At 69.7% G+C, this 26,620-nt stretch carries 22 protein-coding genes; 12 read left to right on the forward strand and 10 right to left on the reverse strand.

Going from position 1 to position 26,620, the window contains the following annotated elements:
* Window positions 1–654 precede the first annotated feature (654 nt).
* The 3 genes from HHX35_RS35725 (at window position 655) to HHX35_RS35735 (ending at window position 10,760) form a co-directional block, all read left to right on the forward strand.
* Window positions 655–4,035, forward strand: a complete 3,381-nt coding sequence (locus tag HHX35_RS35725) for a LamG domain-containing protein (RefSeq protein WP_182903039.1) — start codon at window positions 655–657, stop codon at window positions 4,033–4,035.
* Between the two features lie 91 nt (window positions 4,036–4,126).
* The gene (locus HHX35_RS35730; RefSeq protein WP_182903040.1) at window positions 4,127–10,219 is read left to right on the forward strand and encodes an RHS repeat-associated core domain-containing protein; all 6,093 of its coding nucleotides are present in this window, start codon (window positions 4,127–4,129) and stop codon (window positions 10,217–10,219) included.
* Window positions 10,220–10,235: 16 nt separating this feature from the next.
* On the forward strand, window positions 10,236–10,760 hold the full coding sequence (locus HHX35_RS35735; RefSeq protein WP_182903041.1) for a hypothetical protein: 525 nt from the start codon (window positions 10,236–10,238) through the stop codon (window positions 10,758–10,760).
* Between the two features lie 726 nt (window positions 10,761–11,486).
* Here HHX35_RS35735 and HHX35_RS35740 read toward each other — a convergent pair.
* The 4 genes from HHX35_RS35740 to HHX35_RS35755 are packed head-to-tail and all read right to left on the reverse strand — an operon-like array spanning window position 11,487 to window position 12,993.
* Window positions 11,487–11,999: a tyrosine protein phosphatase gene (locus tag HHX35_RS35740; protein WP_182903042.1), complete on the reverse strand. Its 513-nt coding sequence runs from the start codon at window positions 11,997–11,999 to the stop codon at window positions 11,487–11,489.
* A gap of 45 nt (window positions 12,000–12,044) precedes the next feature.
* Window positions 12,045–12,230: a hypothetical protein gene (locus HHX35_RS35745; protein ID WP_182903043.1), complete on the reverse strand. Its 186-nt coding sequence runs from the start codon at window positions 12,228–12,230 to the stop codon at window positions 12,045–12,047.
* Between the two features lie 22 nt (window positions 12,231–12,252).
* Window positions 12,253–12,672 (reverse strand): hypothetical protein, encoded by a 420-nt coding sequence (locus HHX35_RS35750; RefSeq protein WP_182903044.1) that lies wholly within the window; start codon window positions 12,670–12,672, stop codon window positions 12,253–12,255.
* Between the two features lie 12 nt (window positions 12,673–12,684).
* A complete protein-coding gene (locus HHX35_RS35755) occupies window positions 12,685–12,993 on the reverse strand; it encodes a hypothetical protein (RefSeq protein ID WP_310739538.1) in 309 nt (102 codons plus the stop codon).
* Between the two features lie 493 nt (window positions 12,994–13,486).
* Between HHX35_RS35755 and HHX35_RS35760 the strand changes: the two genes are divergently transcribed.
* Genes HHX35_RS35760 through HHX35_RS35775 form a run of 4 tightly spaced genes read left to right on the forward strand, consistent with a single transcriptional unit; the run spans window position 13,487 to window position 16,816 of the window.
* Entirely contained in the window at window positions 13,487–14,674 is a 1,188-nt protein-coding gene (locus tag HHX35_RS35760; protein ID WP_182903046.1) for a thiolase family protein, read from the forward strand.
* Complete coding sequence (locus HHX35_RS35765) at window positions 14,671–15,348, forward strand: 3-oxoacid CoA-transferase subunit A (RefSeq protein WP_182903047.1); 678 nt, start codon at window positions 14,671–14,673, stop codon at window positions 15,346–15,348. Before HHX35_RS35760 ends, HHX35_RS35765 begins: the two co-directional genes overlap by 4 nt.
* Window positions 15,345–16,040: a 3-oxoacid CoA-transferase subunit B gene (locus HHX35_RS35770; RefSeq protein ID WP_182903048.1), complete on the forward strand. Its 696-nt coding sequence runs from the start codon at window positions 15,345–15,347 to the stop codon at window positions 16,038–16,040. Before HHX35_RS35765 ends, HHX35_RS35770 begins: the two co-directional genes overlap by 4 nt.
* Before the next feature lie 29 nt (window positions 16,041–16,069).
* Window positions 16,070–16,816: an SDR family NAD(P)-dependent oxidoreductase gene (locus HHX35_RS35775; RefSeq protein ID WP_182903049.1), complete on the forward strand. Its 747-nt coding sequence runs from the start codon at window positions 16,070–16,072 to the stop codon at window positions 16,814–16,816.
* Between the two features lie 10 nt (window positions 16,817–16,826).
* On the opposite strand, the gene HHX35_RS35780 is transcribed toward HHX35_RS35775, so the two are convergent.
* A complete protein-coding gene (locus HHX35_RS35780; RefSeq protein WP_182903050.1) occupies window positions 16,827–17,246 on the reverse strand; it encodes a hypothetical protein in 420 nt (139 codons plus the stop codon).
* Window positions 17,247–17,354: 108 nt separating this feature from the next.
* Here HHX35_RS35780 and HHX35_RS35785 point away from each other — a divergent pair, with 108 nt between their 5' ends.
* Complete coding sequence (locus HHX35_RS35785) at window positions 17,355–17,918, forward strand: hemerythrin domain-containing protein (RefSeq protein ID WP_310739531.1); 564 nt, start codon at window positions 17,355–17,357, stop codon at window positions 17,916–17,918.
* Window positions 17,919–18,085: 167 nt separating this feature from the next.
* Here HHX35_RS35785 and HHX35_RS35790 read toward each other — a convergent pair whose 3' ends face one another.
* The 3 genes from HHX35_RS35790 to HHX35_RS35800 all read right to left on the reverse strand — a co-directional run bounded on the left by HHX35_RS35790 (window position 18,086) and on the right by HHX35_RS35800 (window position 19,824).
* Complete coding sequence (locus tag HHX35_RS35790) at window positions 18,086–18,580, reverse strand: pyridoxamine 5'-phosphate oxidase family protein (protein ID WP_182903052.1); 495 nt, start codon at window positions 18,578–18,580, stop codon at window positions 18,086–18,088.
* A 98-nt stretch (window positions 18,581–18,678) separates the two neighbouring features.
* Window positions 18,679–19,308 (reverse strand): DedA family protein, encoded by a 630-nt coding sequence (locus tag HHX35_RS35795; RefSeq protein ID WP_182903053.1) that lies wholly within the window; start codon window positions 19,306–19,308, stop codon window positions 18,679–18,681.
* 99 nt (window positions 19,309–19,407) lie between these two features.
* Window positions 19,408–19,824 (reverse strand): hypothetical protein, encoded by a 417-nt coding sequence (locus HHX35_RS35800; protein WP_182903054.1) that lies wholly within the window; start codon window positions 19,822–19,824, stop codon window positions 19,408–19,410.
* A 158-nt stretch (window positions 19,825–19,982) separates the two neighbouring features.
* Here HHX35_RS35800 and HHX35_RS35805 point away from each other — a divergent pair, with 158 nt between their 5' ends.
* Together HHX35_RS35805 and HHX35_RS35810 are read left to right on the forward strand one after the other, a co-directional pair.
* Window positions 19,983–21,194: a cytochrome P450 gene (locus HHX35_RS35805; protein ID WP_182903055.1), complete on the forward strand. Its 1,212-nt coding sequence runs from the start codon at window positions 19,983–19,985 to the stop codon at window positions 21,192–21,194.
* Window positions 21,195–21,234: 40 nt separating this feature from the next.
* Window positions 21,235–21,438, forward strand: a complete 204-nt coding sequence (locus HHX35_RS35810) for a ferredoxin (RefSeq protein WP_182903056.1) — start codon at window positions 21,235–21,237, stop codon at window positions 21,436–21,438.
* Between the two features lie 730 nt (window positions 21,439–22,168).
* Here the strand turns inward: HHX35_RS35810 and HHX35_RS35815 are convergent.
* Entirely contained in the window at window positions 22,169–23,428 is a 1,260-nt protein-coding gene (locus HHX35_RS35815) for a YncE family protein (RefSeq protein ID WP_182903057.1), read from the reverse strand.
* Window positions 23,429–23,611: 183 nt separating this feature from the next.
* Between HHX35_RS35815 and HHX35_RS35820 the strand changes: the two genes are divergently transcribed.
* Both HHX35_RS35820 and HHX35_RS35825 read left to right on the forward strand, forming a co-directional pair.
* Window positions 23,612–24,271 (forward strand): TetR/AcrR family transcriptional regulator, encoded by a 660-nt coding sequence (locus HHX35_RS35820; RefSeq protein WP_182903058.1) that lies wholly within the window; start codon window positions 23,612–23,614, stop codon window positions 24,269–24,271.
* 173 nt (window positions 24,272–24,444) lie between these two features.
* Complete coding sequence (locus HHX35_RS35825) at window positions 24,445–25,242, forward strand: tRNA(His) guanylyltransferase Thg1 family protein (protein ID WP_182903059.1); 798 nt, start codon at window positions 24,445–24,447, stop codon at window positions 25,240–25,242.
* Window positions 25,243–25,267: 25 nt separating this feature from the next.
* On the opposite strand, the gene HHX35_RS35830 is transcribed toward HHX35_RS35825, so the two are convergent.
* Window positions 25,268–26,365 carry a LacI family DNA-binding transcriptional regulator gene (locus HHX35_RS35830; RefSeq protein ID WP_259405697.1) on the reverse strand — a complete coding sequence of 366 codons (1,098 nt, stop codon included), beginning with the start codon at window positions 26,363–26,365 and terminating at the stop codon, window positions 25,268–25,270.
* Window positions 26,366–26,620 lie beyond the last annotated feature (255 nt).

Raw genomic sequence — 26,620 nt, forward strand, 5'->3', positions numbered from 1 at the left:
GCCCGACCGGCGTGCCGATCGACGGGGTGCCCGCTCCTGCGACGAACGGGTACAGCCCGCACACCTGCGTAGTCGTCGCCTGATACTCCACCCCCGGCGCGACGTGCACGGCCCGCCCGCCGTACGGTCTGCGCCAGCCCCGTACGGGGGCGACGGCCCGTCTCCTCCCCCGGGCCTGAGCGCCGGGTACGGTCTTCCTCACATCGATACCGCACCGTACGAATGCCGGTGTGAGTTCCTGGCAGGAACGGAACGGCACCACCGTCACGTCTGCCTCCCCCCATTAGCTGATGGCATTAGTACTAGGGGCGAAGGTTGCTCAGGCCGTGAGCGGAGTGGGGTGGCGTCTTCGGCGAGGCGACGGCCACCGGAGCGAGACGGTAAGGCGAAATCGTTAGGACTCCCTTACTGATCACCAGAATCCCCGATAAGGCTCTTTCGGCCGAATTGGCTGGTGATGGATCATGCGGCCCGTGGAATCTGGGCATGCGAGCCGATTCAAGACAGCACACAGCTACACATGACAATTTGACTCTCGTCGACTGTGCACGTTTCATGACTGCGGCCCTGATTCCAGTGCGGGCCGAATCGGGGACACAGCCGACGCGACTGATGGTGCGGCGTTCTCTCGTTCTCTTTCAGCAGGAGCATTTCTTGAGGCTTTGCCGTGCCCTTTTCGCGGTCGTTCTGGCCTGGGCCGCTGTGGCGGCGTCCCTGGTCGCGACACCATCCGTAGCCGCTGCCGCGCAGGCGGCCCCGGCCCAGCCCGACGAGCGTTCGGCTCTCGCCGCAGCCGCGACGTCGGGGACACGGGTCGAGGTGCTCGACCGCCGGACCGAGACCCGGCAGGTGTTCGCCAACAGCGACGGAACCTTCACCCTCGAGGAGTCCGCCCTGCCGGTGCGTGTCCGTCGAGACGGGCGGTGGGCCGACGTCGACGCCACACTCGTCCAGGCTCCCGGTGGGAGGATCACCCCGCGGGCCACGGCGGTGGCGGCATCGCTGTCCGCTGGAGGCGACTCCGCACTGGCGACACTGTCGGCGCAGGGGCGGGAACTGGCCATTTCCTGGCCGGGCACGCTTCCCGTTCCACGACTTGAGGGCGCCACCGCCACCTATCCGGAGGTTTTCCCGGGGGTGGACCTGCAACTGACCGCCTCGGTGACGGGGCTGTCGGAGGTCCTGGTGGTCAAGGATGCCAAGGCTGCGGCCAACCCGGCACTGGCGAAGATCACCTTTGGGCTCAGCGGGACCGGGGTGTCGATCCGCAAGGCGGCGGACGGCACCACCAATGCGGTGACCGACGGCGGCACCGTGCTGTTCACATCGCCGGTTCCGCGCATGTGGGACTCGTCGGGCCGGGCGAACGGATCGGCCGGGGAGGCGGTGTCGCGTTCGCCGGCCGCTGCACCCTCGCCTGGAGGCCGTGAGGTCGCTATGGACACCGAGGTCACCGATTCCGCTATCTCGGTAATTCCGGACAGGTCGCTACTGGCCGATCCGGCTACACAATTCCCGGTGTTCATCGACCCCCAGTGGACGGGTTCGAAGCTGGCATGGGCCATGGTCTCGTCCGATGGTTCATACACGGGCTGGAATCCGACACATCGGTCAGAAGCGGGCAGTTATAACGGGTCGGTCAAGCGCCGATCGTTCTACCGCATGCGTACCGATTACGTGAACTACAAGCACATCCTGAAGGCGACCTTCCGTATTACCGAGACCTGGTCGTGGTCGTGCAGTGCCCGCCCGATCGAGTTGTGGTTCACCGGTCCGATCTCCCAGTCGACCACCTGGAGTCACCAGCCCACCCTGCACAAGAAGCTGGACGAACTGAACGTCGCCAAGGGGTACGACCCGGGTGGCTGCGACAACGGCGGCCTGGAATTCGACGCGACCGCCGCCGTGGCCGACACCGCGGGCCGAGGCCTGGACGACACGACACTCGGGCTGATCGCGGGCAACGAAACCGACTCGTACTACTGGAAGGGCTTCGACCAGAGCACGGCCAAACTGGTCATCGACTACAACAGCGTGCCGCGCCCGACTGCGGGAATGGCCACCACCCCGGCGGCTCCCTGCGCCACCGGCACGGGCCGCCCGGCCATCAGCACCGCATCTCCGGCGCTGAAGGCCAAGGTCTACGACCCCGACCAAGGGGGCGACGCCGTGCGTGCCGAGTTTGAGGTGCGCGTCTACAACAGCACGACCTCTGCATGGGAGACCTTCGGGGCCACCCGTACGACCAGTTACATCGCCTCGGCCACTGCGGTGGAGCACAAGGTGACGCTGTCGGGCCTGGCCGAAGGCGGCGCCTACTCCTGGCGGGTGCGCGCCTACGACGGCACGGACGCCGGGCCGTGGAGCAGCTGGTGCGAGTTCAGGATCGACACCACCAATCCCGGCGGGCTTCCCTCGGTGTCATCCGCCCAGTACCCCGACGACGAGCCTACCGACCCGGCCCAGTGGCACAACGGAATCGGACGGCCGGGCTCGTTCACCTTCACCCGCGCGGCCGGCGACACTGACGTCACGGCCTTCGACTACGCGGTCGACACCATCAGCGCCCGCCGCCGGATACAAGCGCCGAGCGGAACCGCGAACCTGCTGATCGCTCCCTCCCATGACTGGCTGACCACGGTCTACGTCTGGCCCGTCGACCAAGCCGGCAACGCCGGTGCTCACTACGCCACTTACCAGTTCTATGTGTCGAGTGTCGCCTCCGGGCCCGTGTCGTCCTGGAGCATGGACGAGGCCGCCGCGGCGACGACGGCCGCCGACTCGGCCGGGTCGAGCCCGCTCACGGCGACGGGGGTGACCTTCGCGGGCGGGCGCCTGGTGAAGGCGGCCTCGCTGAACGGCACCAGCAGCTACCTGGCGTCCTCGGGACCCGTCGTGGACACGAGCAAGGCCTTCACGATCTCTGCCTGGGCGCAGCTCACCGACACCTCCCACGTCAGCACCGTCGCCGCGCAGGTCGGCGACCACGCCAGCGCCTTCTACCTGTACTTCAACAGCGCAGACGGCAAATGGGTGTTCAGCCAGCGGCCGAGCGACACCGACGGGGTCTCCCCGATCCGCGCCTCGTCCGACGCCCCGGCCCGGGTGAACGCCTGGGAGCACCTCGTCGGCGTCTACGACCCGTCCCTGCAACAGCTGCGGCTGTATGTCAACGGGCGGCTGCAGTCCTCCCAGCCGGCCTTCGCCACCCCCTGGAACGCCACCGGCTCCTTCCAGGTAGGCCGGTCGAAGATCGACAGCAAGTTCGGCAACTACTTCGCAGGATCCGTGGACGAAGTACGCGTCTGGGACCGCCTGCTGGTCAAAAACGAGCGGGCCGACGAACTGTCCGACCTGGTGAACCGGCCACCGCAGCACCAGGCGGCGTGGCGGCTGGACGAGGGGGCCGGCACATCGGCCGCAAGCTCCACCAGCCAGACCGGCCGCACCCTCACTCTCGGCGGCGGCGCCGGCTGGACGTCGGACGGCCACGACCTCAACGCACTGTCGATGAACGGCACCAGCGGGTACGCCGCCGCCCCCGGATACATGACCCGCACCGACGGCAGCTTCACGATCACCACCTGGGCGCGGCTCGGCAACGCGGCCAAAACGGCCACAGCCGCCAGCCAGGACGGCACCCGCCGCAGCGCCTTCACCCTGGGCTACCGCATGTTCGGCAGCACCGGCAAATGGTCGTTCGACGCGCCCGACGCCGACTCCGACACCGCGACCTTGGTGAGCGCGGCGGTCGACCCGGCCGTCTACTCGGTGGATCTGGAGCAGTGGACCCACCTGGCCGGCGTCTACGACCACCCTCGCCGACAACTGCGTTTGTATGTCAACGGGCAGCTCGTCGCCCAGGCCGACGGCTACTCCGCAGCATGGAACGCCACCGGCGCCTTCCAACTCGGCCGGGCCAAGCTCACCGGAGCGGCCACCGGCTACTGGCCGGGCGACATCGACGACACCCACGTCTACACCGGCGTCCTCACCGACGAAGAAATCCTCAACTTCGCCCTGGGCCTCGCGTGAACCGCCGCGGACCCGCCAGCACCCCGCCCACCCGGCCCGGAGGCCTCTCGTGACCCCCCGCACTTCCATGCTGCCCCGCTGGGCTGTCCGCTTGTCTGCACCGCTCGCGCTGGCCATGGCCCTGACCCTGGTCCAGGGCGTGCCCGAAGTCCTGGCGGCCGCCGACCCGGCCAAGCCGAAGGACACGGCCTCGGTGAACGGGCACCCCGCCCCCCTGCGAGCCCGCAAGGCCGATCCGGAGCGGAGGGCCGTGCCGCCGCGGGCGGTCACCTGGCCACGGCCGGGCTCGGCCTCCGGCGACCCCACCGCCACAAAGGATCTCCTGGCCGGAGATCTCCCCGTCACGATCGGACCCGCCGGGCAGACCTCCCCGGGAAAGGTCGACGTGCAGGTGCTGGACCGCCAGGCCGCCGCAGCGGCAGGGCTCGACGGCCTGCTCATCCGGGTCCGGCGCGACGACCAGCCAGCGGCGGCGCCGATGACGCTGCGTCTGGACTACAAGGGCTTCTCCGGCGCCGGCGGCGGCGATTGGGCCTCCCGGCTGAGGCTCGTCCAGCTTCCCACCTGCGCCGCAACCACCCCGGACCACCCCGAATGCCGTACGGCGACGGCGGTGCCGAGCAGCAACGACACCGCGGGCGAGACCATCACCGCGCAGGTCACCGCGGCGGGCGACGCACCGATATACGCGCTTACCGCGGCCCCGTCGGGAGGCTCGGGCGACTTCACCTCCACCCCGCTGTCCGCCTCCGGCACCTGGGACGGCGGCGACCGGACGGGAGAGTTCACCTGGACCTACCCGCTGCGAACCCCGCCCGGCCTCGGCGGCCCCGAACCGGAGATGGAGCTGAGCTACTCCTCCGGGAGCGTCGACGGACGCACCGCCTCGACCAACAACCAGAGCTCGTGGATCGGCGAGGGCTGGGACATGTCCGTCGGCGGCTTCGTCGAGCGTCGCTACAAGCCGTGCACCGACGACGGCGTCACGCCGTCCACCGGCGACCAATGCTGGGGCACCGACAACGCGACTGTGTCGCTCGGCGGCGCCACGAACGAACTGGTCCGCGACGACGCCACCGGCACCTGGCACATGAAGAACGACGACGCCACCAAGGTGGAGCGGCTGACCGGCGCCGCCAACGGCGACGACGACGGCGAGCACTGGAAGATCACCACCACCGACGGCACCCAGTACTACTTCGGCCTCAACCGGCTGCCCGGCTGGGCGAGCGGCAAGGCCGTGACCGACTCCACCTGGACGGTGCCAGTCTTCGGCGACGACGCCGGCGAGCCGTGCCACGGCTCCGCCTACGCCTCCTCCTGGTGCCAGCAGGCATGGCGATGGAACCTCGACTACGTCGTGGACCCCCACGGCACCGCGGCCGCCTACTGGTACAAGCGCGAGACCAACTACTACGGCCTCAACATGAAGGCCACGAGTCCCGTCGCCTATACCAGGGGCGGCTATCTCGACCACATCGACTACGGGCAGCGGTCCGACTCCCTGTTCACGGCGCCACCGGCCCGGGTGAGCTTCGTCACCTCGGAGCGCTGCCTGCCGACCGGCACCTTCGACTGCACCGACGCCAAGTTCACCACCGCCAACGCCTCCCACTGGCCCGATGTGCCGGTGGACCAGAACTGCGCCTCCGGCGATAGCTGCACCAACCGGTATGCCCCGACCTTCTGGAGCCGCAGAAGGCTGACCTCGGTCACGACTCAGGCCGGTGGCAAGGACGTGGACAGCTGGACCTTCACGCACGCCTTCCCCGCACCCGGAGACGGCACCGACCCCGCCCTGTGGCTGGAGTCGGTCCAACAGACCGGCAAGAACGGAGGCAGCCTGTCGCTTCCCGCGGTCACCTTCGACGGCGTGCAGATGGCGAACCGGGTCGACGGCCAGGAAGGCCTGCCTCCCTTCACCAAGCGCCGGATCTCCGCCATCTACAACGAGACCGGCGGCCAGATCTCGGTCGGCTATTCCGAGCCCGAGTGCGTCGCCGGGCACACCCCCGCGCCGGACGCCAACGGGAAACGGTGCTTTCCCCAGTACTGGACGCCGGACGGCGCCAGCGACCCCATCCGCGACTGGTTCCACAAGTACGTGGTGACCCAGGTCGACGAGGTGGACCGGACCGGGGGCGCCCCCTTCCTGACCACAAGCTACGAGTACGTCGGAGCCCCGGCCTGGCACTATGACGACGACGACGGACTGACCAAGGACAAGTACCGGACATGGTCGCAGTGGCGCGGCTACCAGAAGGTCCGCGTCTACACCGGTGACCCCTCCGGTCAGCGGTCGCAGGAGGAGACGCTCTACTTCCGCGGCATGGACGGCGACAAGACCTCCACCGGCACCCGCTCGGCCACCGTCACCGACTCCGAGGGCACCACCATGGACGACAAGCCGTGGCTCGAAGGGTTCGCCCGGGAAGAGATCACCTACAACGGCGCGGGCGGCGCGGTCGTCGAGGGCACCATCAACGACCCCTGGACCCGGGGACCGACCGCCACCCGGACGCGCTCCTGGGGCACGACCAAGGCGTACATGGTCGACACTGCTAAGACCCGCACCCGCACCGCCCTGTCGGCGGGCGGCTACCGCCGCACCGAGGTCGACACCTCCTACGACGACGACGGCCAGGAGATCGAGGTCAGCGACCTCGGCGACGTCTCCACCCCAGCCGACGACCAGTGCATCCGCACCACCTACGCCCGCAACGACCAGGCGTGGATGATCGACAAACCGGCGCGGGAGGAGACGGTCTCCGTCGCCTGCGACGCGACCCCGGACCGGTCCAAGGACCTGATCTCCGACACCCGCAACTCCTACGACGGCCAGGCGTACGGGGCCGCGCCGACCAAGGGCGACGTCACCCTCACCCAGAAGCTCGCGGGATGGAACGGCTCCCCCCAGTACGTCACCGACGCCGCCACCACCTACGACGTGTACGGCAGGCCCACACAGGTCGCCGACGCGGCGAACCACAAAACGACCACCGCCTACACCCCGGCCACGGGCGGCCCGGTCACCAAGACCGTCGTGACCAATCCCGCCGGTCACGTCACCACCACCGAACTTGACCCCGCCTGGGGCGCCACCACGGCCGTCGTCGACCCCAACGGCAAACGCACCGACGTGACCTACGACCCGCTCGGCCGCACCAGCCAGGTCTGGCTGCCCAGCCACCCCAGGTCCGCCAACCCCTCCTCGCCCAACAGCCAGTACTCCTACCTCATCAGGACCGACGGTCCGGTCGCCGTCACCACCAAGACCCTGCGCAACGACGCCGGCTACAACGTCAGCCAGACGCTGTACGACGGTCTGCTGCGCGAGCGGCAGACCCAGGCCCCCGCGCCCGGCGGCGGACGCGTGATCACCGACAAGGTCTACGACAGCCGTGGACTGGTGGTGAAGGAGAACCAGGAGTACTACAACGACCAGGCGCCGGCCACCAGCCTGTGGATCCCGGGGAACGACGACGACGTTCCGGGACAGACGGTCAGCACCTACGACGGCGCGGGACGCGTCACGACCGCCGCCTTCCGGGTGCGCGGCACCGAGAAGTGGCGCACCACGACCGCGTACGGCGGCGACCACGTCGACGTGACTCCGCCCATCGGGGCCACCCCCACGACGACCTACACCGACGCACGAGACCGCACCACCGAGCTACGCCAGTACCGCGGTGGCGCCGTAACCGGCGCCTACGACGCCACCCGGTACACCTACACCCCCGCAGGCAAGGTCGCCACGGTCACCGACCCGGCCGGCAACACCTGGAAGTACACCTACGACCTGCGCGGACGAAAGATCAAGGACGACGACCCCGACAAGGGAACCACCACCTCCACCTACGACGACCTGGACCGGCTCGTCAGCACCACCGACGCCCGGGGCAGAACCCTCGCCTACACCTACGACGTGCTGGACCGCAAGACCGGCCTGTACGACGGTTCCACCTCCGGGACCAAACTCGCCGAGTGGACCTACGACACACTGGTCAACGGCACCACGGTGAAGGGACAGCTCGTCGCCTCCATCCGGTACGCGGGGACCAACGCCTACCGCACGGAGGTGAACTCCTACGACGAGGCGTACCGGGCGACATCGACCACCGTCACCATTCCCGCCGTGGAGGGCAAACTCGCCGGCACCTACCAGTACGGCTCCACGTACAACACCGACGGCACCCTCGCGTCCCAAGGCGTACCCGCGGCGGGCGGGTTCCCCCGCGAGGTGATGACCTACGGCTACGACGAACTCGGCCAGCCGACGACCACCCGCGGCCTGTCCACCTACGTCACCGCCACGCAGTACTCCAAGCTCGGCCAGCCGCTGTGGTGGACGCAGCAGGCCGGCACCGGAAAACGCGTCCAGCGGTACTTCTACTACGACGAGGGCACCAACCGGCTCAGCCGGGAGCTCACCCAGAAAGAGACGGCACCCGCGCAGGTCGCGGACGTCAACTACGCCTACGACCCGGCCGGCGACGTCACCTCCATCGCCGACAAGCCCACCGGGCAGACGCCCGACGTCCAGTGCTTCACCTATGACTACCTCCAACGGCTGACCGAGGCGTGGGCCCAGGGCAGCGAGGGCTGCGCCTCCACCCCGGGCCCGTCCGTCCTCGGCGGCCCGGCGCCCTACTGGTCGTCCTACAGCTACGACCTCACCGGCAACCGCACCAAAGAGGTGCGGCACGCCGGCAGCGGAGACATCACCCGCACCTCCACCTACCCGGCCCCGGGCCGGCCGCAGCCGCACACCGTCACCTCCGTCGCCACCTCCGATGGCACCACCGACGCCTACACCTACGACCAAACCGGCAACACCATCAGCCGCAAAACCGCCACCCTCGAATGGGACAGCGAGGGACACCTCGCCAAAGTCACCGACGGCGGCGCGACCACCAGCTTCCTCTATGACGCCGACGGCGACAGGCTGATCCGCCGCGACCCCACCGGAACGACCCTCTACCTGCCGGGCCAGGAGGTGCGCCTGGACGCCGCCACCCAGGCGCTGTCCTGCACCCGCTACTACACCCACGGCGACGACGTGGTGGCCACCCGCGGCAAGACCGGGCTGACCTGGCTCGCCTCCGACCACCACGACACCAACACCGTGGCGATCAGCGACTCGACCCAGACCGTCACGCTGCGCCGCATCGACCCGTTCGGCAACCAGCGAGGTGCGGCTCCCGCCTCATGGCCCGGCGAACGCGGCTTCGTCGGCGGCGCCATGGACCCGTCGACCGGTCTCACCCACCTCGGCGCCCGTGAGTACGACCCCACCACCGGCCGGTTCCTCAGCGTCGACCCGGTTATCGACACCGACGATCCGCAGCAGATGAACGGCTACGCCTACAGCGACAACAACCCCGTCACCCTGTCGGACCCGGACGGCCTGCGGCCCGGACGATGCGACGCCAAGTGCTGGCGCATCCGCACCCGGCTGTTCAACGGTGCGCACAAGAACCTCACCGGCTTCCACCCGGTCAAGGCGCCCTTCCAGTCCAAACGAGCACGGGCCGAGTACCGGCACTACAGCGCGGCCTACAAGGCCATGCAACCCCAGATCAGCGCTCTCATCGCCAAGAGACAGGCCGCCCAGGCGGCGGCAGCCAAGGCCGCTGCGGCCCAGGCCGCCGCCCAGCGAACCGCCCGGAACCAGAGCTGGCTGAGCAAGGCCTTCAACTGGGTGGGAGACCACTGGGATACCATCAGCACGACCATGTCGATCGTCGGCCTGGGAATATGTATCGTCGCATCCGCGGGAACATGCGCTCTTGTAGGGGTGGGCATCGCGGGTCTCAACTACGCGCGCAACGCCTTCAAAGCAGGCGACGCCTTTGACAGCCACGCGGTAAAGACCCTCGCATGGGATGTCGCCACCTCTGTCGGCCTCGGCTATGTCGGAAAGGGCCTGACCGCTGGCTGGAAGGTGACGACGGCGGGGCGCCGGGTAGGCGTGCGAGAAGGGTGGAGTCCCACCAAGGGGTGGTTCGCCAGTCCGTGGACCAGGGTCGGCATGGGAGCGAACGGCGCCGCGAGGCAGGCCGGCCCGGCCCACGGCTCCCGACTGGCTCTCGGTATCACTGCCGAAAACCTCCTCATCAACGCCGAGACGGCAGCGCCGTCGACCGGAACCCAATACCTGGGAGAGAGCTGGCTCAATGAGTGAAAGTCGAAGTGGGCAGGTGGTCGCGAGGAAACCGACCGCAATCATCCTGATGGGCGTTGTCGGGGGAGCCCTGCTGTTGGCGGGCCTCGCCGTGATAATGAGCGGCGCCGTCATACATGACCTCGCAAGTGCGCTCTTCTTCTCCTTCGTCTTGGGGGCCTGCACATTTGTGGTCTGGTTGATCGCATGGCACTCAAAGATCCGGGCGACGCCGGCGGCCTTATTCGTCGACAATTTTCTCATCGTGCATGAGATCCCCTGGTCCCACGTCAAAGACATCGTTCTAGGCAGCGGAATCGTCGTCGTACTGGACGACGATGAAGTGATCGGCTCTCTTCACTTCGGTGGATCCGTTCTCGGCATGATCACCGGCTACCCCTCCTACCGGCGATCTCTACGACGTCTGCAGGATGCCCTCGCCGGCTACAAGGACAACGGCGAACACGAGGCGCGCGAGAAGAAGACCTACATGAAGTTCCCCTGGATCGCCGCCCTGGCCTGGTTCCTCCTCTACGCCATCCCGTCGCTCCTTCAGCTCTGAAGAATCTGTTCCGGCAGCGGGCGCATGACGCAGTACCCGTTGTCCGTCTCGTGCTGGGGAGCACGAGCGCAAACGAAGCCCGTTGGCGCCAAACGAGAAGGGAGATACCGAGCCATCCGGTCCGCGACGGCGGCCAGCCCCTCGCTCACCCCACGGCATCAGCTCGCCTCCGCCAGCCCGTTGGCCGTGGATTCCGGAGCCAGGGCGAGCCTCACTCTGCGCGCACGGCGCACGCTGGCGCGCAGCACCTCCTCCACCCTGCGCGCCTCCTCTGTCAGCCCGGCGATCTGGGCGACGGCCAGTTCGTCCCTGACGGTCCGGGCGAGGAGCTCCTGGTAGGCCTCACTGCGTTCCGACAGCCGGCGCGCCGTCTCCCACTGCAGCAGCGCCTCGTCGGCGGCTCCAGTCTGGGCGGCGTACTCCTCCAGCTACCGTGATACAGCTTCGCCCTCACCGCGAACTCCCGCCGCCGACGGCCAGCTTGGGCGGCATCGAGGAGGCGGGACACGACATGCCTCCGCATCGGGTCGATGCCTGCACTGCGTCAAAGGAGGGTTGCTCGGATCGTGACGTGAGCCGGCTCTGCCTCGGTAACCTCGGCGAACCTTGGATGGAGTCACCGAGCGGGAGGTTGTCACAGGGCTGCGCGCGCTTTCGACGCCGCCAAAGCCGGCCTGACCTTGCCTCACAGCTCCGGGAAGGTCGAAGGGCACGTCAATGACGTCATCATGTGGAATCTGATCTGCCAAGCGGGGGGTGCTTGAGCAGCGCGGTGGTCCACTCCCGTTGCTCGACCGTGTCGGGGACGGGAAGTCCTCGAGCGTGCTGGAGCTGCTGCCATGCCGTGTCCGGGGTGACGCCGTTGAGGATCAGGAGGGCTGCAGCGAGCAGGGAGGCGCGGCCGATGCCGAAGCGGCAGTGCGTGACGACATGGGCGCCGACATGCAGCCGTTCGGCGAGTTCCCGGAGAGCGGGCAGGACCGTGGGCAGATCGGGGACATCGCGGTCGGGGACGGGCATCGCGACGAAGTGCAGACCGGCCTCACGGGCAGCCTGCGCCTCTGCGCCGAGGCCGGTTTCCTGAAGTTCGGGCGGGGTGAGCGCGCAGACCAAGACGTCGACGCCCTCGGATCTCAGCGCGGTCATCTCATCGTGTAGCCAATCTCCGCCGCGGGGTTTGGCCATGATGCTCAACCGCCCGAGATCTGGGCTGTCAAGGGTGTAGAGGGTGGGGCGCATGTCAGCAGGACTTTCGATCGGGTCGTCCAGGGAATGATGTGACGATCAGCAGCAGCGATCTGCCAGGCGCGGCGCGGAGCTCACGGGCGGTTGAGCGGCGGGAGTGGCGACGTCCGCGAGGCGCTGAAGGAGCTGATCGAAAGCCATCTTGCCGTCCTCCACTGCGCCGCGCTCGTTGTCAGTTAGCGGGATGCTCACCAGCATGCGCTGCAGGTTGTCCTTCGCCTCCACGGCCGCTATTGCGATCGCTGTGTCAGCGGGCGCTGACTCCGTCCGGCAGAGCATCGGTGACGACCAACTCGTCCGCAAGGTTGAGGACGCGCACCCGGCCGCGATCGAACTCCAGCAGAAGTCCGATTTCCGCATCGAGGTGTCGATCCACGATGTGCCTCACCGCTCGGATCGATTGGCCAAGGAAACCGCTTATCAGGAAGGCCGACGGGGCGGGAGCGACGACGACCCGGCCGTACTCGTCCATGTCGTAGTCACCGTATGGTTGATCAAGGGCCAGTTCGATCGAGTCGTCCGGCGCTGTATGGAAGCGGACGGGGCCCAGGCCGCCCATGTGAAGCCACATGTGCACCAGCGAGGGCTCGTCAGCGATCGAGTGCGCGTGCAACGACAGCGTCACCTGCTCAAGCCGCCGGCCGACGAGCTCGTCAGCGGAGATCACCCCGTCATGGTGTCATGGACGTCCACGCCGCCGCGTGCACACCATCAGCGCCGGACCAGGATGGGTGGACAGATGCCACAGGGCAAAGTCGCAGCGAAGCCTGCGGCCTGGGATCCCGATCAGCAGCCGCAGGCGGACCTTGGACGACTCGGCGGCCGCCTCGGTCGCGGCTACGGCCTGTGGCAGGTTCGTGGCGTCGAGCACGGTGATGGTTACGAACATCCCGAGCAGGCACACCCCGGCGCCCATTGCCTCCTCTCTTGCCGCCTGCCGGGCCCGCGCCTGATCGAAGGCGTCGCGCGCGGTCTCGTCCCTGCCCAGGCGGTGCCGGTAGGCCTAAGCGGAAGGCCGCCGAGGTGACCTCGCTCTCCAGCAGCCGGTCCGCAGCCGCAGCTTTGCTGTTCGGATCATTGATCCACATGGTCAGGCGCGGGTACTCGTGAGCGCGCACCCTCTTCTCGCTCTTCTTCAGGTGCTTGAACTGGTAGGCCACCCGGTTCCAGTTCTTCACAGGGGTCTCGATCATCCATCCCTCGCCGCTCTGCATCTCTCCCAGGCAACCGCGGATCCCCTGGCACGGACTGCTGTAGGTCGTCGCGGCATCGGCGGGCTGGGCGATCGACGGCTGCGCGATCAGCACGGTCAGTGCGACGGCCGCGCCCACGGCGAACTTCCGGGGCGTCCGCACTGTCCGGAGCCCTGACCGCCGCCGGTCCGGCCGCGGACGCACCGGCCGCGCGTCGACGGTATGGACTATGCTCATCGTGTTCGCAAAATGAACCTACGTTCGCATAGCGAACAAGAAGGGAACGTCATGGGCTCGGCCTTCGTCTACGCCGCGGCGCGTACGCCGTTCGGCAGGTTCAACGGCGCGCTCGCGGGCGTCCGTCCGGACGACCTGGCGGCCACCGCGTTGCGCGGCGTCCTGGCAAAGCTCCCCCGGCTGGACCCGGCGGAGATCGGCGACGTGGTGTGGGGCAACGCCAACGGCGCGGGTGAGGACAACCGCAACGTGGGCCGGATGGCCGTGCTGCTGGCCGGGCTGCCGGTGACCGTGCCGGCCACCACGGTGAACCGGCTGTGCGGGTCGAGCCTGGACGCCGCCATGATCGGCTCGCGGACCGTCGAGAGCGGCGACGCCGACGTCGTCGTCATCGGTGGCGCGGAGTCGATGACGCGGGCCCCGTGGGTGCTGCCCAAACCCTCCCGGGCCTTCCCCGCCGGGGACGTGACCGCGGTCTCCACCACCCTCGGCTGGCGGCTGGTGAACCCGCGCATGCCGAAGGAGTGGACGGTCTCCCTCGGCGAGGCCAACGAGCAGCTCGGCGAGAGGTTCGGCGTCTCGCGCGAGCGGCAGGACGCCTTCGCCGCGCGGTCCCACGTGCTGGCCGACGCGGCCTGGAACGACGGCTTCTACGACGACCTGGTCGTCCCGGTCGAGGACGCCGGCCTGGCGCGGGACGAGGGCATCAGGCCCGGCTCGACACCGGAGATCCTCGCCGGGCTGAAACCGGCCTTCCGCCCCGACGGCACCATCACGGCCGGCAACGCCTCCCCGCTGAACGACGGCGCCTCCGCGGTCGTGCTCGGCTCGCAGGCCGCCGCGGACCGGATCGGCGCCGACCCGATCGCCCGTGTCGCCGGTCGCGGGGCCTGCGCGCTCGAACCCCAGATGTTCGGCTACGCGCCGGTCGAGGCCGCCAACCAGGCGCTGCGCCGGGCCGGCATCGGCTGGGACGACGTCGGCGCCGTCGAGCTGAACGAGGCGTTCGCCGTCCAGTCGCTGGTATGCCTCGACGCCTGGAAGATCGATCCCGCGATCGTCAACACCAGGGGCGGCGCCATCGCCATCGGCCATCCCCTGGGCGCCTCCGGCGGCCGCGTCCTCGGCACGCTCGCCCACGTGCTGCGCGAACGGCGCCAGCGGTGGGGCGTGGCCGCGATCTGCATCGGCGTCGGCCAGGGGCTGGCCGTCGTGCTCGAGAACGTGAGCGCGTCATGACCGCCGTGTTCACCGACCCCGGCGAGGCGGTCGCGGGCATTACGGACGGCTCCACCGTCCTGATCGGCGGCTTCGGGATGGCCGGCATGCCCGTACGGCTCATCGACGCGCTGATCCGGCAGGGCGCGACCGACCTGACGGTGGTCAGCAACAACGCGGGCAACGGCGACACCGGCCTGGCGGCGCTGCTCGCCGCCGGGCGGGTACGCAAGATGATCTGCTCGTTTCCCCGCCAGAGCGACTCGTGGGTCTTCGACGGCCTCTACCGTGCGGGGAAGATCGAGCTGGAGGTCGTCCCGCAGGGCACCCTGGCCGAGCGCATGCGCGCGGCCGGGGCCGGCATCGGCGCCTTCTACTGCCCCACCGGAGTCGGCACGCCGCTGGCCGAGGGCAAGGAGACGCGCACCATCGACGGCCGCGACCATGTGCTGGAATATCCGATCAAGGGCGACGTCGCCCTCATCAGCGCCCACGTCGGCGATCGGATGGGCAACCTCGTTTACCGCAAGACCGCGCGCAACTTCGGGCCCGTCATGGCGACCGCCGCGACGCTGACGATCGCGCAGGTGCACCACGTCGTCGAGACCGGCGAACTGGACCCCGAGGCCGTGGTCACCCCCTGCATCTACGTCGACCGGATCCTGGACCTGAGCGCGACGGAGGCGACGTCGTGAAAACCACTGCGACAACCACTGCGAAGACCGTCGAACATCTCGGCCGCGGCCCGCTCGGCCGCGACGAACTCGCCGCCCTCGTCGCCCGGGACATCCCGCCCGGTGCCTTCGTGAACCTCGGCATCGGCCAGCCGACGACGGTCGCCGACCACCTCCCGGCCGGCTCCGGGGTCGTCCTGCACACCGAGAACGGCATGCTCGGCATGGGGCCCGCCGCCCACGGCGACGAGATCGACCCTGATCTGACCAACGCCGGCAAGATGCCCGTCACCGAGCTGCCGGGCGCCTCCTACTTCCACCACGCCGACTCCTTCGCGATGATGCGCGGCGGCCACCTCGACGTGTGCGTGCTCGGCGCCTTCCAGGTCTCCGAACGCGGCGACCTGGCCAACTGGCACACCGGCGCTCCCGACGCCATCCCCGCCGTCGGCGGCGCCATGGACCTGGCCACCGGCGCCAAGCAGGTGTTCGTCATGATGACGCTGTTCACCAAGGACGGCACGCCCAAGCTCGTTCCCGAATGCACCTACCCGCTCACTGGGCTGGCCTGCGTGAGCCGCCTCTACACCGACCTGGCCGTCTTCCACATCGACCGCGGGGGCGTCACCGTGGTCGAGACGTACGGCACCAGCGTGGCCGAGCTCGCCTCCCGGCTCGAGGTCGCCGTACGCACCCTCGGCCAGGAGCCGTGACCGGACGAAAGGGACGATAGTCTCCCCCTGTGAGTGAGCGAGCAGTCCTCGTCACCGGCGCGTCGCGCGGGATCGGACGGGCGATCGCGGCGGCCTTCGCCGCCGCCGGCGACCGCGTCGCGATCCATCACCGCGGCTCCCCCGACCTGGCCGAACGGGTCCGTGCCGAACTGCCGGGAGAGGGCCACGCCGTCGTCCAGGCCGACGTCGCCGATCCCGCCGACGCGCGGCGCATGGTCGAGGAGGCCGCGGCCGCACTCGGGGGCATCGACGTGCTGGTCAACAACGCCGGGGTCTTCGTGCACCACCCGATCACGGAGACCTCATACGAGGAGTGGCAGACGGTGTGGCGCGAGACGCTGGCCGTCAATCTCGTCGGACCGGCCAACGTCATCTGGAACGCCGTACGGCACATGGCTCCGGGCGGCAGGATCGTCAACGTCTCGTCGCGCGGCGCCTTCCGCGGGGAACCGGACAGTCCCGCCTATGGGGCCAGCAAGGCGGGCCTGAACGCGCTGGGCCAGTCGCTCGCCATCGCCCTGGCGCCTCTCGGCATCGCCGTGGCGACCGTGGCGCCCGGCTTCGTCGAGACCGACATGACCGACGAGCATCTCAAGGCGCCACGCGGCGACGAGATCCGCGCCCAGAGCCCGTTCGGGCGAGTGGCGAGGCCCGAGGAGATCGCGGCCGCCGTCCTTTACCTGGCGTCACCGGACGCCGAGTGGGCCAGCGGCACGATCGTCGACCTGAACGGCGCCTCCTACCTGCGCAGCTGAGCCGAGATGGTCAGTTGGGCGCCCAGTATTTGACCAGGACCTTCTCCATCCTGCTCACGACCGGTTGCCAGGTCGGGGGCAGGGTGTACCGGGTCGCCCGGTGCCCCTTGTAGGCCAATCGGTAGGCGATGAAGTCGGCCCCCGGCGGCTGGGACTCGGAGCGCCCGAGCCGCAAGTGCTTCAGCGAGCCGCGCAGGCCGCGCCACTCCGCGGCGGTCAGGCATTTGCGGACCGTGGGTCCGGTGCGACGGCTCAGCACGGCGCAGCCGTCCGTGTACACGGCCACCCGGTTGTGCAGCCCGGCGAATCCGCCCTCCTCCCGCAACTCCACCAGCAGTTTCCTGTGCGCCGTGGCCGCCTCGGCGGGAGCGGTGACGGCCAGCACGGACAGGGCCGCCAGCGGCAGCAGCGCGATACGCGTAATCCTCATGCTCTCTATGACGCATCACGGCGCCCTTCGGCTCAACGAGAACGTCCGGGTGTAGGGCAGCCGATGCCGGGCAGGCGGTCGAAGTCTCCGAGTCGAAAGGTGACGAAAGTGACCACTGCTACAGAACAGGACGTCATCGACCTGCTGCTGGCGCAGCACAACCAGATCAAGACCATGTTCGCGGAGGTCGCCGCCGCGCGGGGCGAGCGCAGGCGTGAGCTGTTCAACGACCTCGTACGGCTGCTGGCGGTGCACGAGGCCGCCGAGGAGCAGGTCGTGCACCCGTCGGCGCGGTCGAAGGCGGGAGACGAGGTCGTCGAGGCCCGGCTGCACGAGGAGGACGAGGCGAAGCACGCCCTGTCCGACCTGTACGACCTCGGCGTCGACCACCCCGAGTTCGACACCCGGCTCGCCGCCCTGGAGAAGGCGGTCGTCGACCACGCCACGCACGAGGAGCAGGAGGAGTTCCCCCGGCTGCGTCAGGAGACGTCCCCGGAGCGGTTGCGCCGGATGGCCGGCGCGGTCCGGGCCGCCGAGGCGATCTCGCCCACCAGGCCCCACCCGGGCGCCGGAGAGTCCGCGACCGCGAACATGCTGGTCGGCCCGCCGGTGGCCGTGTTCGACAAGATCTGCGACGCCGTACGGGACTGGCGGCAGTCGAACAAGGACTGACCCCAGCCCCTCTCGGTCCGGCACGAGAGCGGCTCGGCCATGAGATCGCTCCGGCCTGAGTGCGAAAGCCGGAATCCGCGGCACGTGCGGGCCCGTCCGCCGGACGGGCCCGCACCCGCCTACGCAACCCGTCTGGCGGCCTGGCGGGCGCCCGCCTCCTCACCTGGCTAGACGCGCTCGAGGCGGCGGAGTCCCTGCCCGGGCCGCCAGAGGTCCATGACCATGGCAGACCCCTCGATCCGCGTCAGCACGACCTCGCGGATGTCGGCCGTGAAGAAATGGGACTCGCCGAAAGCATCGGGACCGAAGCCGCGCGCGGCCAGCATCGGCGCGATCCGGTCTCGGTCGGTGACCTCGACCGCATATCCGGACAGCTTCGTGTCACCTCCCGATGAGCCTGCGGAATCGCCGGCGCCGAGGAGAACCGGAGGACCGTGCAGCGCGAAGCGCGGATCACGCCGCAGGTCGCGGGCCTTCAAGGCACCAGGCATCGATCCGAACCACAGGTCGTCACCGACGACGTAGGCCTCGATGCCGCTGACCCGCGGAGAACCGTCCTTACGCAGTGTCGCGATGGTCTTGTGCTTGTGCGACTCGAACGACTCCCGGACCAGGGCGGCGAACTCCGGCGCCGATTCGGCGACGTCACGCCAGTCGGCCATGCGATCCCCCTTCACGCGATCACGGATGAGCGAGCCAGACTGTCAGACGGCACCGACAATCAGCCGCGCCGCCGCCCGTAGGTCCCCCGGCCAGGGGCTCAGTGGCCGGACTTCCCGTGCTCGCAGGAGCCCCTGCGGTGCCGCCGGACGCGCCACACGACCAGGGCGGTCACGACGACCGCGGCGAGAACGGCCGCGACCACACCGCCGACGGCCGACCGCACCTGCTCGTACGCCGCCCCGGCGAAGAAGCCCAGAAGGGTGTAACCGACTCCCCAGAGCACCCCGCCCAGGACGTTGAACAGGAAGAACCGCCGGTAGCTCATGCGCGAGACCCCGGCCAGAGTCGGCATCAATGCGCGGAGGAACGCGGCGAACCGAGCGAAGAACACCGCCTGAGGGCCCCACCGGCGGATCAGCGCCTGGGCCCTCTCCACGCGGTCGCGGCGGCGGCGCAGAACCCGTACGTCGAGGACGCCGGGGCCGAGGCGGCGGCCGATGAAGTAGCCCGCGCTGTCGCCGGCTATCGCGGCAAGCGTCACCACGAGCCCCAGCCAGTACACCGACAGCCTGCCCTGGGCGGCGAGCACGCCGCCCAGCACGGCGGCCGTCTCCCCCGGCACGACGAACCCCACGAACAGCGCGTCCTCAGCGAAGACCAGCGCCGCCACGACCGCGTAGAGCACCGTGCCCGAGAGGCCCCAGAGCCAGTTGATGATCGAGTCCACCCGTCCTCCATGCGCCTCCCCGTTGTCGTGTCCCTAGGAGATGCGCTTACGCGCCGCGCGGCCGAGTGGGGTTCGCTCGGTTCTCGCCGGACCGCCCGGTCAGGCGTCCATGCCCTTGCGCAGCAGGGCCCACGCCCGTGCCGCGGCGACGCGCCTGGCCGGCGCCGGTCTCATGGTGAGGACCGCGGCGAACATGCCGACGGCCAGGATCAGGTCCTCGGTGGTGAGGTCCGCGCGGACGTGTCCCGCGCGCCGGGCCTCGGGCCTCGGGCCTCGGGCCTCGGCGAGCTTGCCGTCGAGCACCTTGGCCACGCGGTCGCGTACGGCGATGATCCGCAGGTCGTCGCCGTACGCGCTGACCATCTCGATGAACGCGGTCGAGGCGATGGTCTGCTCCGTGATCAGGGTCAGCAGGTCGTCGAGCGTCGCACCGGGCTCGGCGGCCAGCGCCTCCAGCTCGGCGACGCCGTCCTCGAACACGGCCAGGGCGAGGCTGGTGCGGTCGGGGAAGTGCATCCGCCCCTGAGACGCCCGGGAGTTTGCATGCAGACGGGCACCGGCACGACCGGCCTTCACGCCAATCCGGGCATACGTGATGGGCGCCGTCCTTCCGATCTGCCGTCCTTCCGATCTGGGGTGCACGGCGACCGACCATCCATAAGAGGAGATGCCGAATGAGTGTCAACGAGCAGGTCCTGAGCTACCCGATCCCGAACGACGCGGCGCTGGACCCGCCCGCGGAGTGGGCCGAGTTGCGTGCCCGATGCCCGGTGGCCCACGTCACGCTGCCCAGCGGCGACCGGGCGACGCTACTGACCCGCTACGAGGACGTCAAGCAGGTGCTGGCCGACCCACGCTTCACCCGCCGGCTCAACGCGCCCGACGCGGCCCGGCTGTCGGCGGACGGCGGCGGGGTGTTCAGCGGCGAGATGGCGACGATCATCCCCGACAGCGGCGAGGAGCACCAGCGCTGGCGGCGCCTGGTCGGCAAGTGGTTCACCGCCAAGCGCATGAACGCCATGCGGCCCGCCATGATCCGGATCGCCGAGGATCTCATCGACGACATGGTCAAGCGCGACGCCCCGGGCGACCTCAGGGCCGGCCTCGGCTTTCCCCTACCGGTCTACGTGATCTGCGACATGCTCGGCGTGCCCGCCTCCGACCGGGACCGGTTCTCCTACTGGTCCGACACGCTGCTCAACCTCACCCGCTACGGCAAGGCCGAAATCGAGGCCGCCCAGGCCGAGTTCTTCCAGTACATGTCCGACCTCGTCGCCGGCAAGCGCGCCGAGCCCGGCGACGACCTGCTGAGCGAGCTCATCACGGCCGGCGGCCCGGAAGACGGCGGGCTGTCCGACATCCAGATCCTGGTCACCGGCATGGCGCTGCTGGTCGCCGGGCACGAGACCACCGCCAACATGATCGGAAAGCTGGTCTCCATGCTGCTGGCCGACCGCTCCCGGTGGGAGCGGCTGCTGGCCGACCCGTCGCTGATCCGCACCACGGTGGAGGAGTCGCTCCGATTCGACGCCAACTCCGGTTTCGGCCTGCCCCGCTACCTCAACGTGGAGACCGAGGTCAGCGGCGCGGTCCTGCCCCGCGGCACGACCGTGGTGTGCAGCATGGCCGCCGCCAACCGTGACGAGGCCGCGTTCGAGAACGCCGGCGAGATGGACCTGACCCGCAGCCCGAACCCCCACCTGGCCTTCGGCTCCGGCGCACACTCCTGCCTGGGGCAGGCGCTGGCCCGCACCGAGCTGCAGGTCGTCCTGGAGGTGCTGCTGCGCAGGCTGCCGACGCTGGAGCTGGCCGTGCCGGTGGAGAAGCTGGAACGCGTGGAGGGGCTGGCCGTCGGCGGCCTGCGCGAGGTCCCGGTCCGCTGGTGACCCCTGGAGACAAGGCTCGATCGGCAAGGAGGACATGGGCATGAAGGCCATCGTCGACGAGGCGAAGTGCTGCGGCGCCGGGCAGTGCGTGCTGATCGCACCGGAGGTGTTCGACCAGCGCGACGAGGACGGCATCGTCGTCCTGCTGGAGGCCGAGCCCGCCGAGGAGCAGCACACCGCGGTCCGCGAGGCCGCCGCCGTCTGCCCTGCCGCGGCCATTCGACTGGAGGACGACGACGCCTGAGTCTCCACGGAAGTCCCCATGGAGCGTGCCCGCATCTCCTGAGGCGGGCGCGCTCCCGCAGGGGCACCCGGACGGCGGTCGGCCGAACCAGCAGGATCTCCCCCATGCTGGACAGCTCGTGATCAGGACCGCATCGTCGTCACATGACCATGGATGCGGAATCGGCGCCGGCCGGCGCGCCCAAGCCGCCGTTGCTCGTGACGATGCGGGTGACGCAGATCGCGGGTGCGTGGATCGTCGGATCGCTGCTGCTCGTGTGCGTGACCCCTGTCTGGATCCTCAGCACGCTCATCCTGGGGGAGATCGGCCTCGTGCTGTCCGTCCCTCTGCTCGTGGTCGTCGCGGCCGGCGTGCTGGCCGGGGTGGCCCGGTCGACCGCGGACGCGTCGCCGATGACCGCCACACCCGGCCGGTGCATCGGCTGGGGCATCCTCGTCGTCATCGCGGGAGTGGGCTGCTGGATCGCGGCAGGGGGGACGTACTCCACCCAATTGGGCCCGCTGCACCCGCCCGCCGCGGTCACCGCGGTCGTGGCCGGGGTCCCCTTCGCACTGGCCGCCGCGCTGCTCGTAGGCGGCCGGACCTCGGTGGTCGCGGTCGTGGTCGCGATCGCGCTCGTGGTGGCCGTCGTGGTCGCCGTCCGGCTGACGAGCGGGTACGGATCCGAAGGCCGGGCGAGCGCGTCCGGTGATGCCGGGACGGGGCGGCCCGTCCCGGCACTCCCGGGGGTTCAGCCGGCGGCCGGAGGAGTCCAACCGGCCGGGATGCGGGCGATGCGGACACGTTGCGGATGGTCGCCGACCGGCACCGAGGTGATCTTCTGCCCGGTCGCGAAGTCGATGGCGGTGACCCGATCGGCGCCGCTCTCGGAGATGACGCAGGCCCGTCCGTCGCCGCTGACGGTGGCCCAATAGGGCTTGGACGCGCTCACCAGCGGACCCTCCTGCAGCGTGGCCCGGTCGACGACGGTGGCGTAGTCGTCCATCGTCGCGGCGACGCAGAGCCTGTCGCCGGCGGGGTTGATCGACAGCCCGTGGTGCCGGGAATCGTTCACCCAGGTGGTGCGGTCCTCGCTGGTGGCCGGGTTCTTCGGCAGGGTCTTGATCCGCGTGATCTTGTCGGTGGCCGTGTCGTACTCGGCGAAGCCGTTGAAGAACGAGAGCTGGAAGTACAGCTTCGACTCGTCAGGGGTGAAGACGGCGGGCCGCACCGCGTCCGACAGGTCACCGCGGCCGAAGGCGTTCAGCCGGTCGCGCATGTCGATGGTCCTGACGACCTTGTACGTCGAGGCGTCCGCGATCGTGATGTGGCGGTCGCCCTTCAGCCAGTCCTGCGACGGGCTGTCGAAGTCGTTGTTGACCTCGCCGATCGACATGTTCCAGATGTATTTGCCGCCGCCGGTGAAGATGTTCTCGTGCGGCTTGTCCCCCGTGCCGAACGAGCCGAGCTGCCTGCCGGTGTTGATGTCCAGGACGTGCACGGTGTTGGAGGTGGAGGCCGACACCGCGACCCGGGTGCCGTCGGGCGACACGGCCATGTGGTCGGCGCGGAAGCCGGAGACGGGGAACCGCCATCTGAGAGCGCCAGTGGCCAGGTCGATCGACACCACGTCGGCGAAGCTCGGGCGGGAGACGACCATGGCGGTGCCGTCCGGGGTGGCGTACATGTCGTCGACGAACTGGTCGTGCCCTTCGCCGGGTCCCTGCCGGATGCCCAGGAAGAAGGCCAGCTTGATGGGGTTGAGGTAGATCTCGGCCAGCCGCCGGGCCTTGTCGGGGATGACGTTGATCCGGCCGATCCTGGCGAAGCTCCCGCTCGACTCGATGACGTCCGCGGTGCCGTCCCAGTTGTTGCCGACGAACATCACCTCGCGCAGTCCGTCGGCGGCGCTCGCGGGACCGGCGGGAACGCCGCAGACGACGGCGCCGGCGACCGCCACGGCGGCGGCGAGCAGGGATCTGCGCAGGCGTGCGAGGGCCGAAGCGTGCATGTTCTTCCTCCGGGGGGTGGGAGGTGGGCGGAGATCGAGCATGGCCGGCCAAGGGTCCGCACGCCTTCGCGCGGACCCCGCAAGTCTGAACATTTCGATATTCAGACTTGTTACTGGATAGTAGGCACGTCTGACGCCCGCGACAAGGCCCAAAATTCATGCATTACGGATGCGGAGGACGCGGTGGCGGGCAGGATCACTCCGGCGGCGGGCCGGTACGGCGGCAGGTCGGCGGCAGAGCGGCAGGCCGAGCGTCGCGGGCGCTTCTTGAAGGCGGGCCTCGACCTGTTCGGCGCCGGCCCCGGCTACCGCGCCACGAGGATCACGGACGTGTGCCGGGCCGCGGGCCTGTCCAGCCGCCAGTTCTACGAGGAGTTCCACACCCTGGAGGACCTGCTGGCCGAGCTGCACCTGTACGTCAACGACGCCGCCCAACAGGCCGTCCTCGACGTCCTGCCCCAGGTGCGGCACCTGGAGCCCATCGACCGCTGCACCCGGCTGTTCCGCGCGTACGCCGCCGGGGCCACCGCCGACCCCCGCCACACCCGCATCGCGTTCGTGGAGATCATCGGCGTCAGCCCCCGGCTCGACCGCCAGCGCCTGGACCGCCGCGCCCGATGGATCGACTTCCTGTGCGAGCAGCTGGACGACGCCGCCGGCCGCGGCGAGATTCCCCCGCGCGACTTCCGCGTCACGGCCGCCGCGTTCATCGGAGCGATCAACGGGCTCATGCACGACTGGGCCGTCGGCTGGGTCGACGCCACCCGCGACCAGATCGTGGACGAGCTCCTGCTCATGCTCCTGGGCAGGCTCCAGGTCCCCGATGAAGAGGTAGACGGCTGAACAGGCCGACGGCGAGGCCGGTGCGCCGCCTCCCGACCCACCGGCCTCAAGGATGCCGGCCTCCGTCCTCGGTGGCGATAAGCGGTGGCGGCCCCTCCCCCGTGGCGTGAGATCCTGCATGCCCTACCCCACCCCGGGACCGGGCAGGCGGCGGAGGCCAAGGAGAGACCGGCATGAGCGACAGGACCGCGCTCGGCGACCGCATGAAGGCGTACGAGTACGTCACCAGGAGTGTGCTGCCGCGCCGGGCGTACACGATCCTCCGCGTGGACGGGCGGGCGTTCCACACCTTCCTCCGCGACGCCCGGCGGCCGTTCGACCGCGCGGTCATGGACGCCATGAACGAGGTCGGCAGGGCCTTGTGCGAGGAGATCACCGGCAGCGTGTTCGCGTACGTCCAGTCGGACGAGTGCAGCGTCCTCATGACCGACTTCGCCACCCCGTCCTCGCAGCCGTGGTTCGGCGGCGTGACACAAAAGATCGTCAGCGTGGCGGCGAGCATCGCGACGATCACGTTCGACAAGGCGTACGTCACCGGCGGCGGCCGGCGTGCCATGTTCGACGCCCGCGCGTTCACCCTCGCCGACCCTTTCGAAGTCGCGAACTATTTCCTGTGGCGGCAGAACGACTGCGTGCGCAACAGCATCACCATGGCCGCCCAGGCGAAGTTCTCCCACCGGGAGCTCCACGGCAGGTCCACCGGCCAGATGCAGGAGATGCTGTGGGCCGGCCACGGCATCAACTGGAACGACTACGAGGCCGGTGCGAAGCGGGGCCGCGTCGTCGTCCGGGAGACCGGGCAACGCGAGGTCGCCTACCGGGACGGCCGGACGGGGCAGACGGAGACGATCCTCGCCGCGCGGTCGTGGTGGGAGGCGCAGGCGGCGCCGCGCTTCACCGCGGACCCCGCCGGATGGCTCGCCGCCGTGATCCCCGCCATGCCGTCGCTGACCGCCGGGAGGGCCACATGACGCTCGGCCTGCCCGGGATGCCGCCTCACGGCCGGGTGCGCGGCGGCGCCGTGCTCTCGCGGACGACCAGGCGGGTGGGGACGAGCTCGGTGCCGGGCTGGGATGCGCCGCCCTCGCGGATCTGCCGCAGGACCCCCTGGACACAGCGCCTGCCGACCTCGGCGAAGTCCTGGTGGACGGTCGTCAGCGGAGGCACGAAGCAGGAGGCGTCGGGGATGTCGTCGAAGCCGACCACGCTGATGTCGGCGGGGACCGCCCGCCCCCGCTCGTGGAAGGCGCGCAGCAGGCCGAGGGCCATCTGGTCGTTGGAGGCGAACACCGCCGTGCAGCCGGGTTCGCCCGCGAGCTCCAGCCCGGCGGCGTAGCCCGACTCGGCCGACCAGTCGCCGTGCAGCGGCGGGGGCACAGGACGCCCCGCCTCCTCCAGGGCCAGGCGCCACGCCTGCGCGCGGCGCTGGCCGGCGAAGGACGCCTTCGGGCCGGTGACGTGCCAGACCGTCTCGTGCCCCAGGTCGAGGAGGTGGCGTACGGCGAGCCGGGCGCCTTCGGCCTGGTCGGTGTCGACGACGCTGTAGCGGTCTCCGGCGTCGGAGTCCACGACGACGACGTGGACTCCGGGAGGAAGCGTCACCGTGCCCGCGTCGAGCAGGTGGATCTCGATGATGACGATGACGGCGTCGACTGCCAGCTCACCCATCCGGGTGAAGGCGCCCAGCACGTTGTCCTGGGTGGGGATGCCGATGGGGATCAGCGTGATCGCGTAGCCCTCGGCCGCGGCGTGGGTGGCGATCGCCTCCACGGTGCGGCTGTTGCCGGTCGAGGCCAGCCCGAAGAGGATCACGCCGATCGTGTTGAACTGCCCGTAGCGCAGCGCCCGGGCGGCGCTGTTGGGGCGGTAGCCCAGCTCCCGCATCGCCGCGAGCACCTGCTCGCGGGTCGCGCCGACCACGCCGGGGTGGCCGTTGGCGACCCTGGAGACGGTCTGGGACGAGACGCCCGCGAGCCTGGCCACGTCGGCCATGGAGACCCGCTGCTTGCGGCGCCCGCCCGGGATGCCCGAGCCACCCCGCTGCGCGCCGCCCATCGGCGCCGGGACCTGCCGGGCCGGGCCGTCCGGATCCATTCCTGTGTCGCTCCCGCCTGCTCGCCCCGTCGCCGGAGATCGTACGCCGCGATCCGACCGCGTGACGTGGGGGCCCTTGACCTCTCGTAGGACGGGTGCCACCATACCGCAGCAGAAGTTTACGTAAACATAACCTCGGCGACTCGAGAGATCACCCTCCGCAACAACTGAGCCACGCTCGTTCGCTCGCGATGTTCACGTAAACATGATCGTGAGGTTCACGTGAGCGGGAGAGTCACGGCCGGTAACCACGCC

Origin of the sequence: Microbispora sp. H10830 (assembly GCF_014161375.1) — a bacterium.
Lineage (GTDB): Bacteria > Actinomycetota > Actinomycetes > Streptosporangiales > Streptosporangiaceae > Microbispora > Microbispora catharanthi.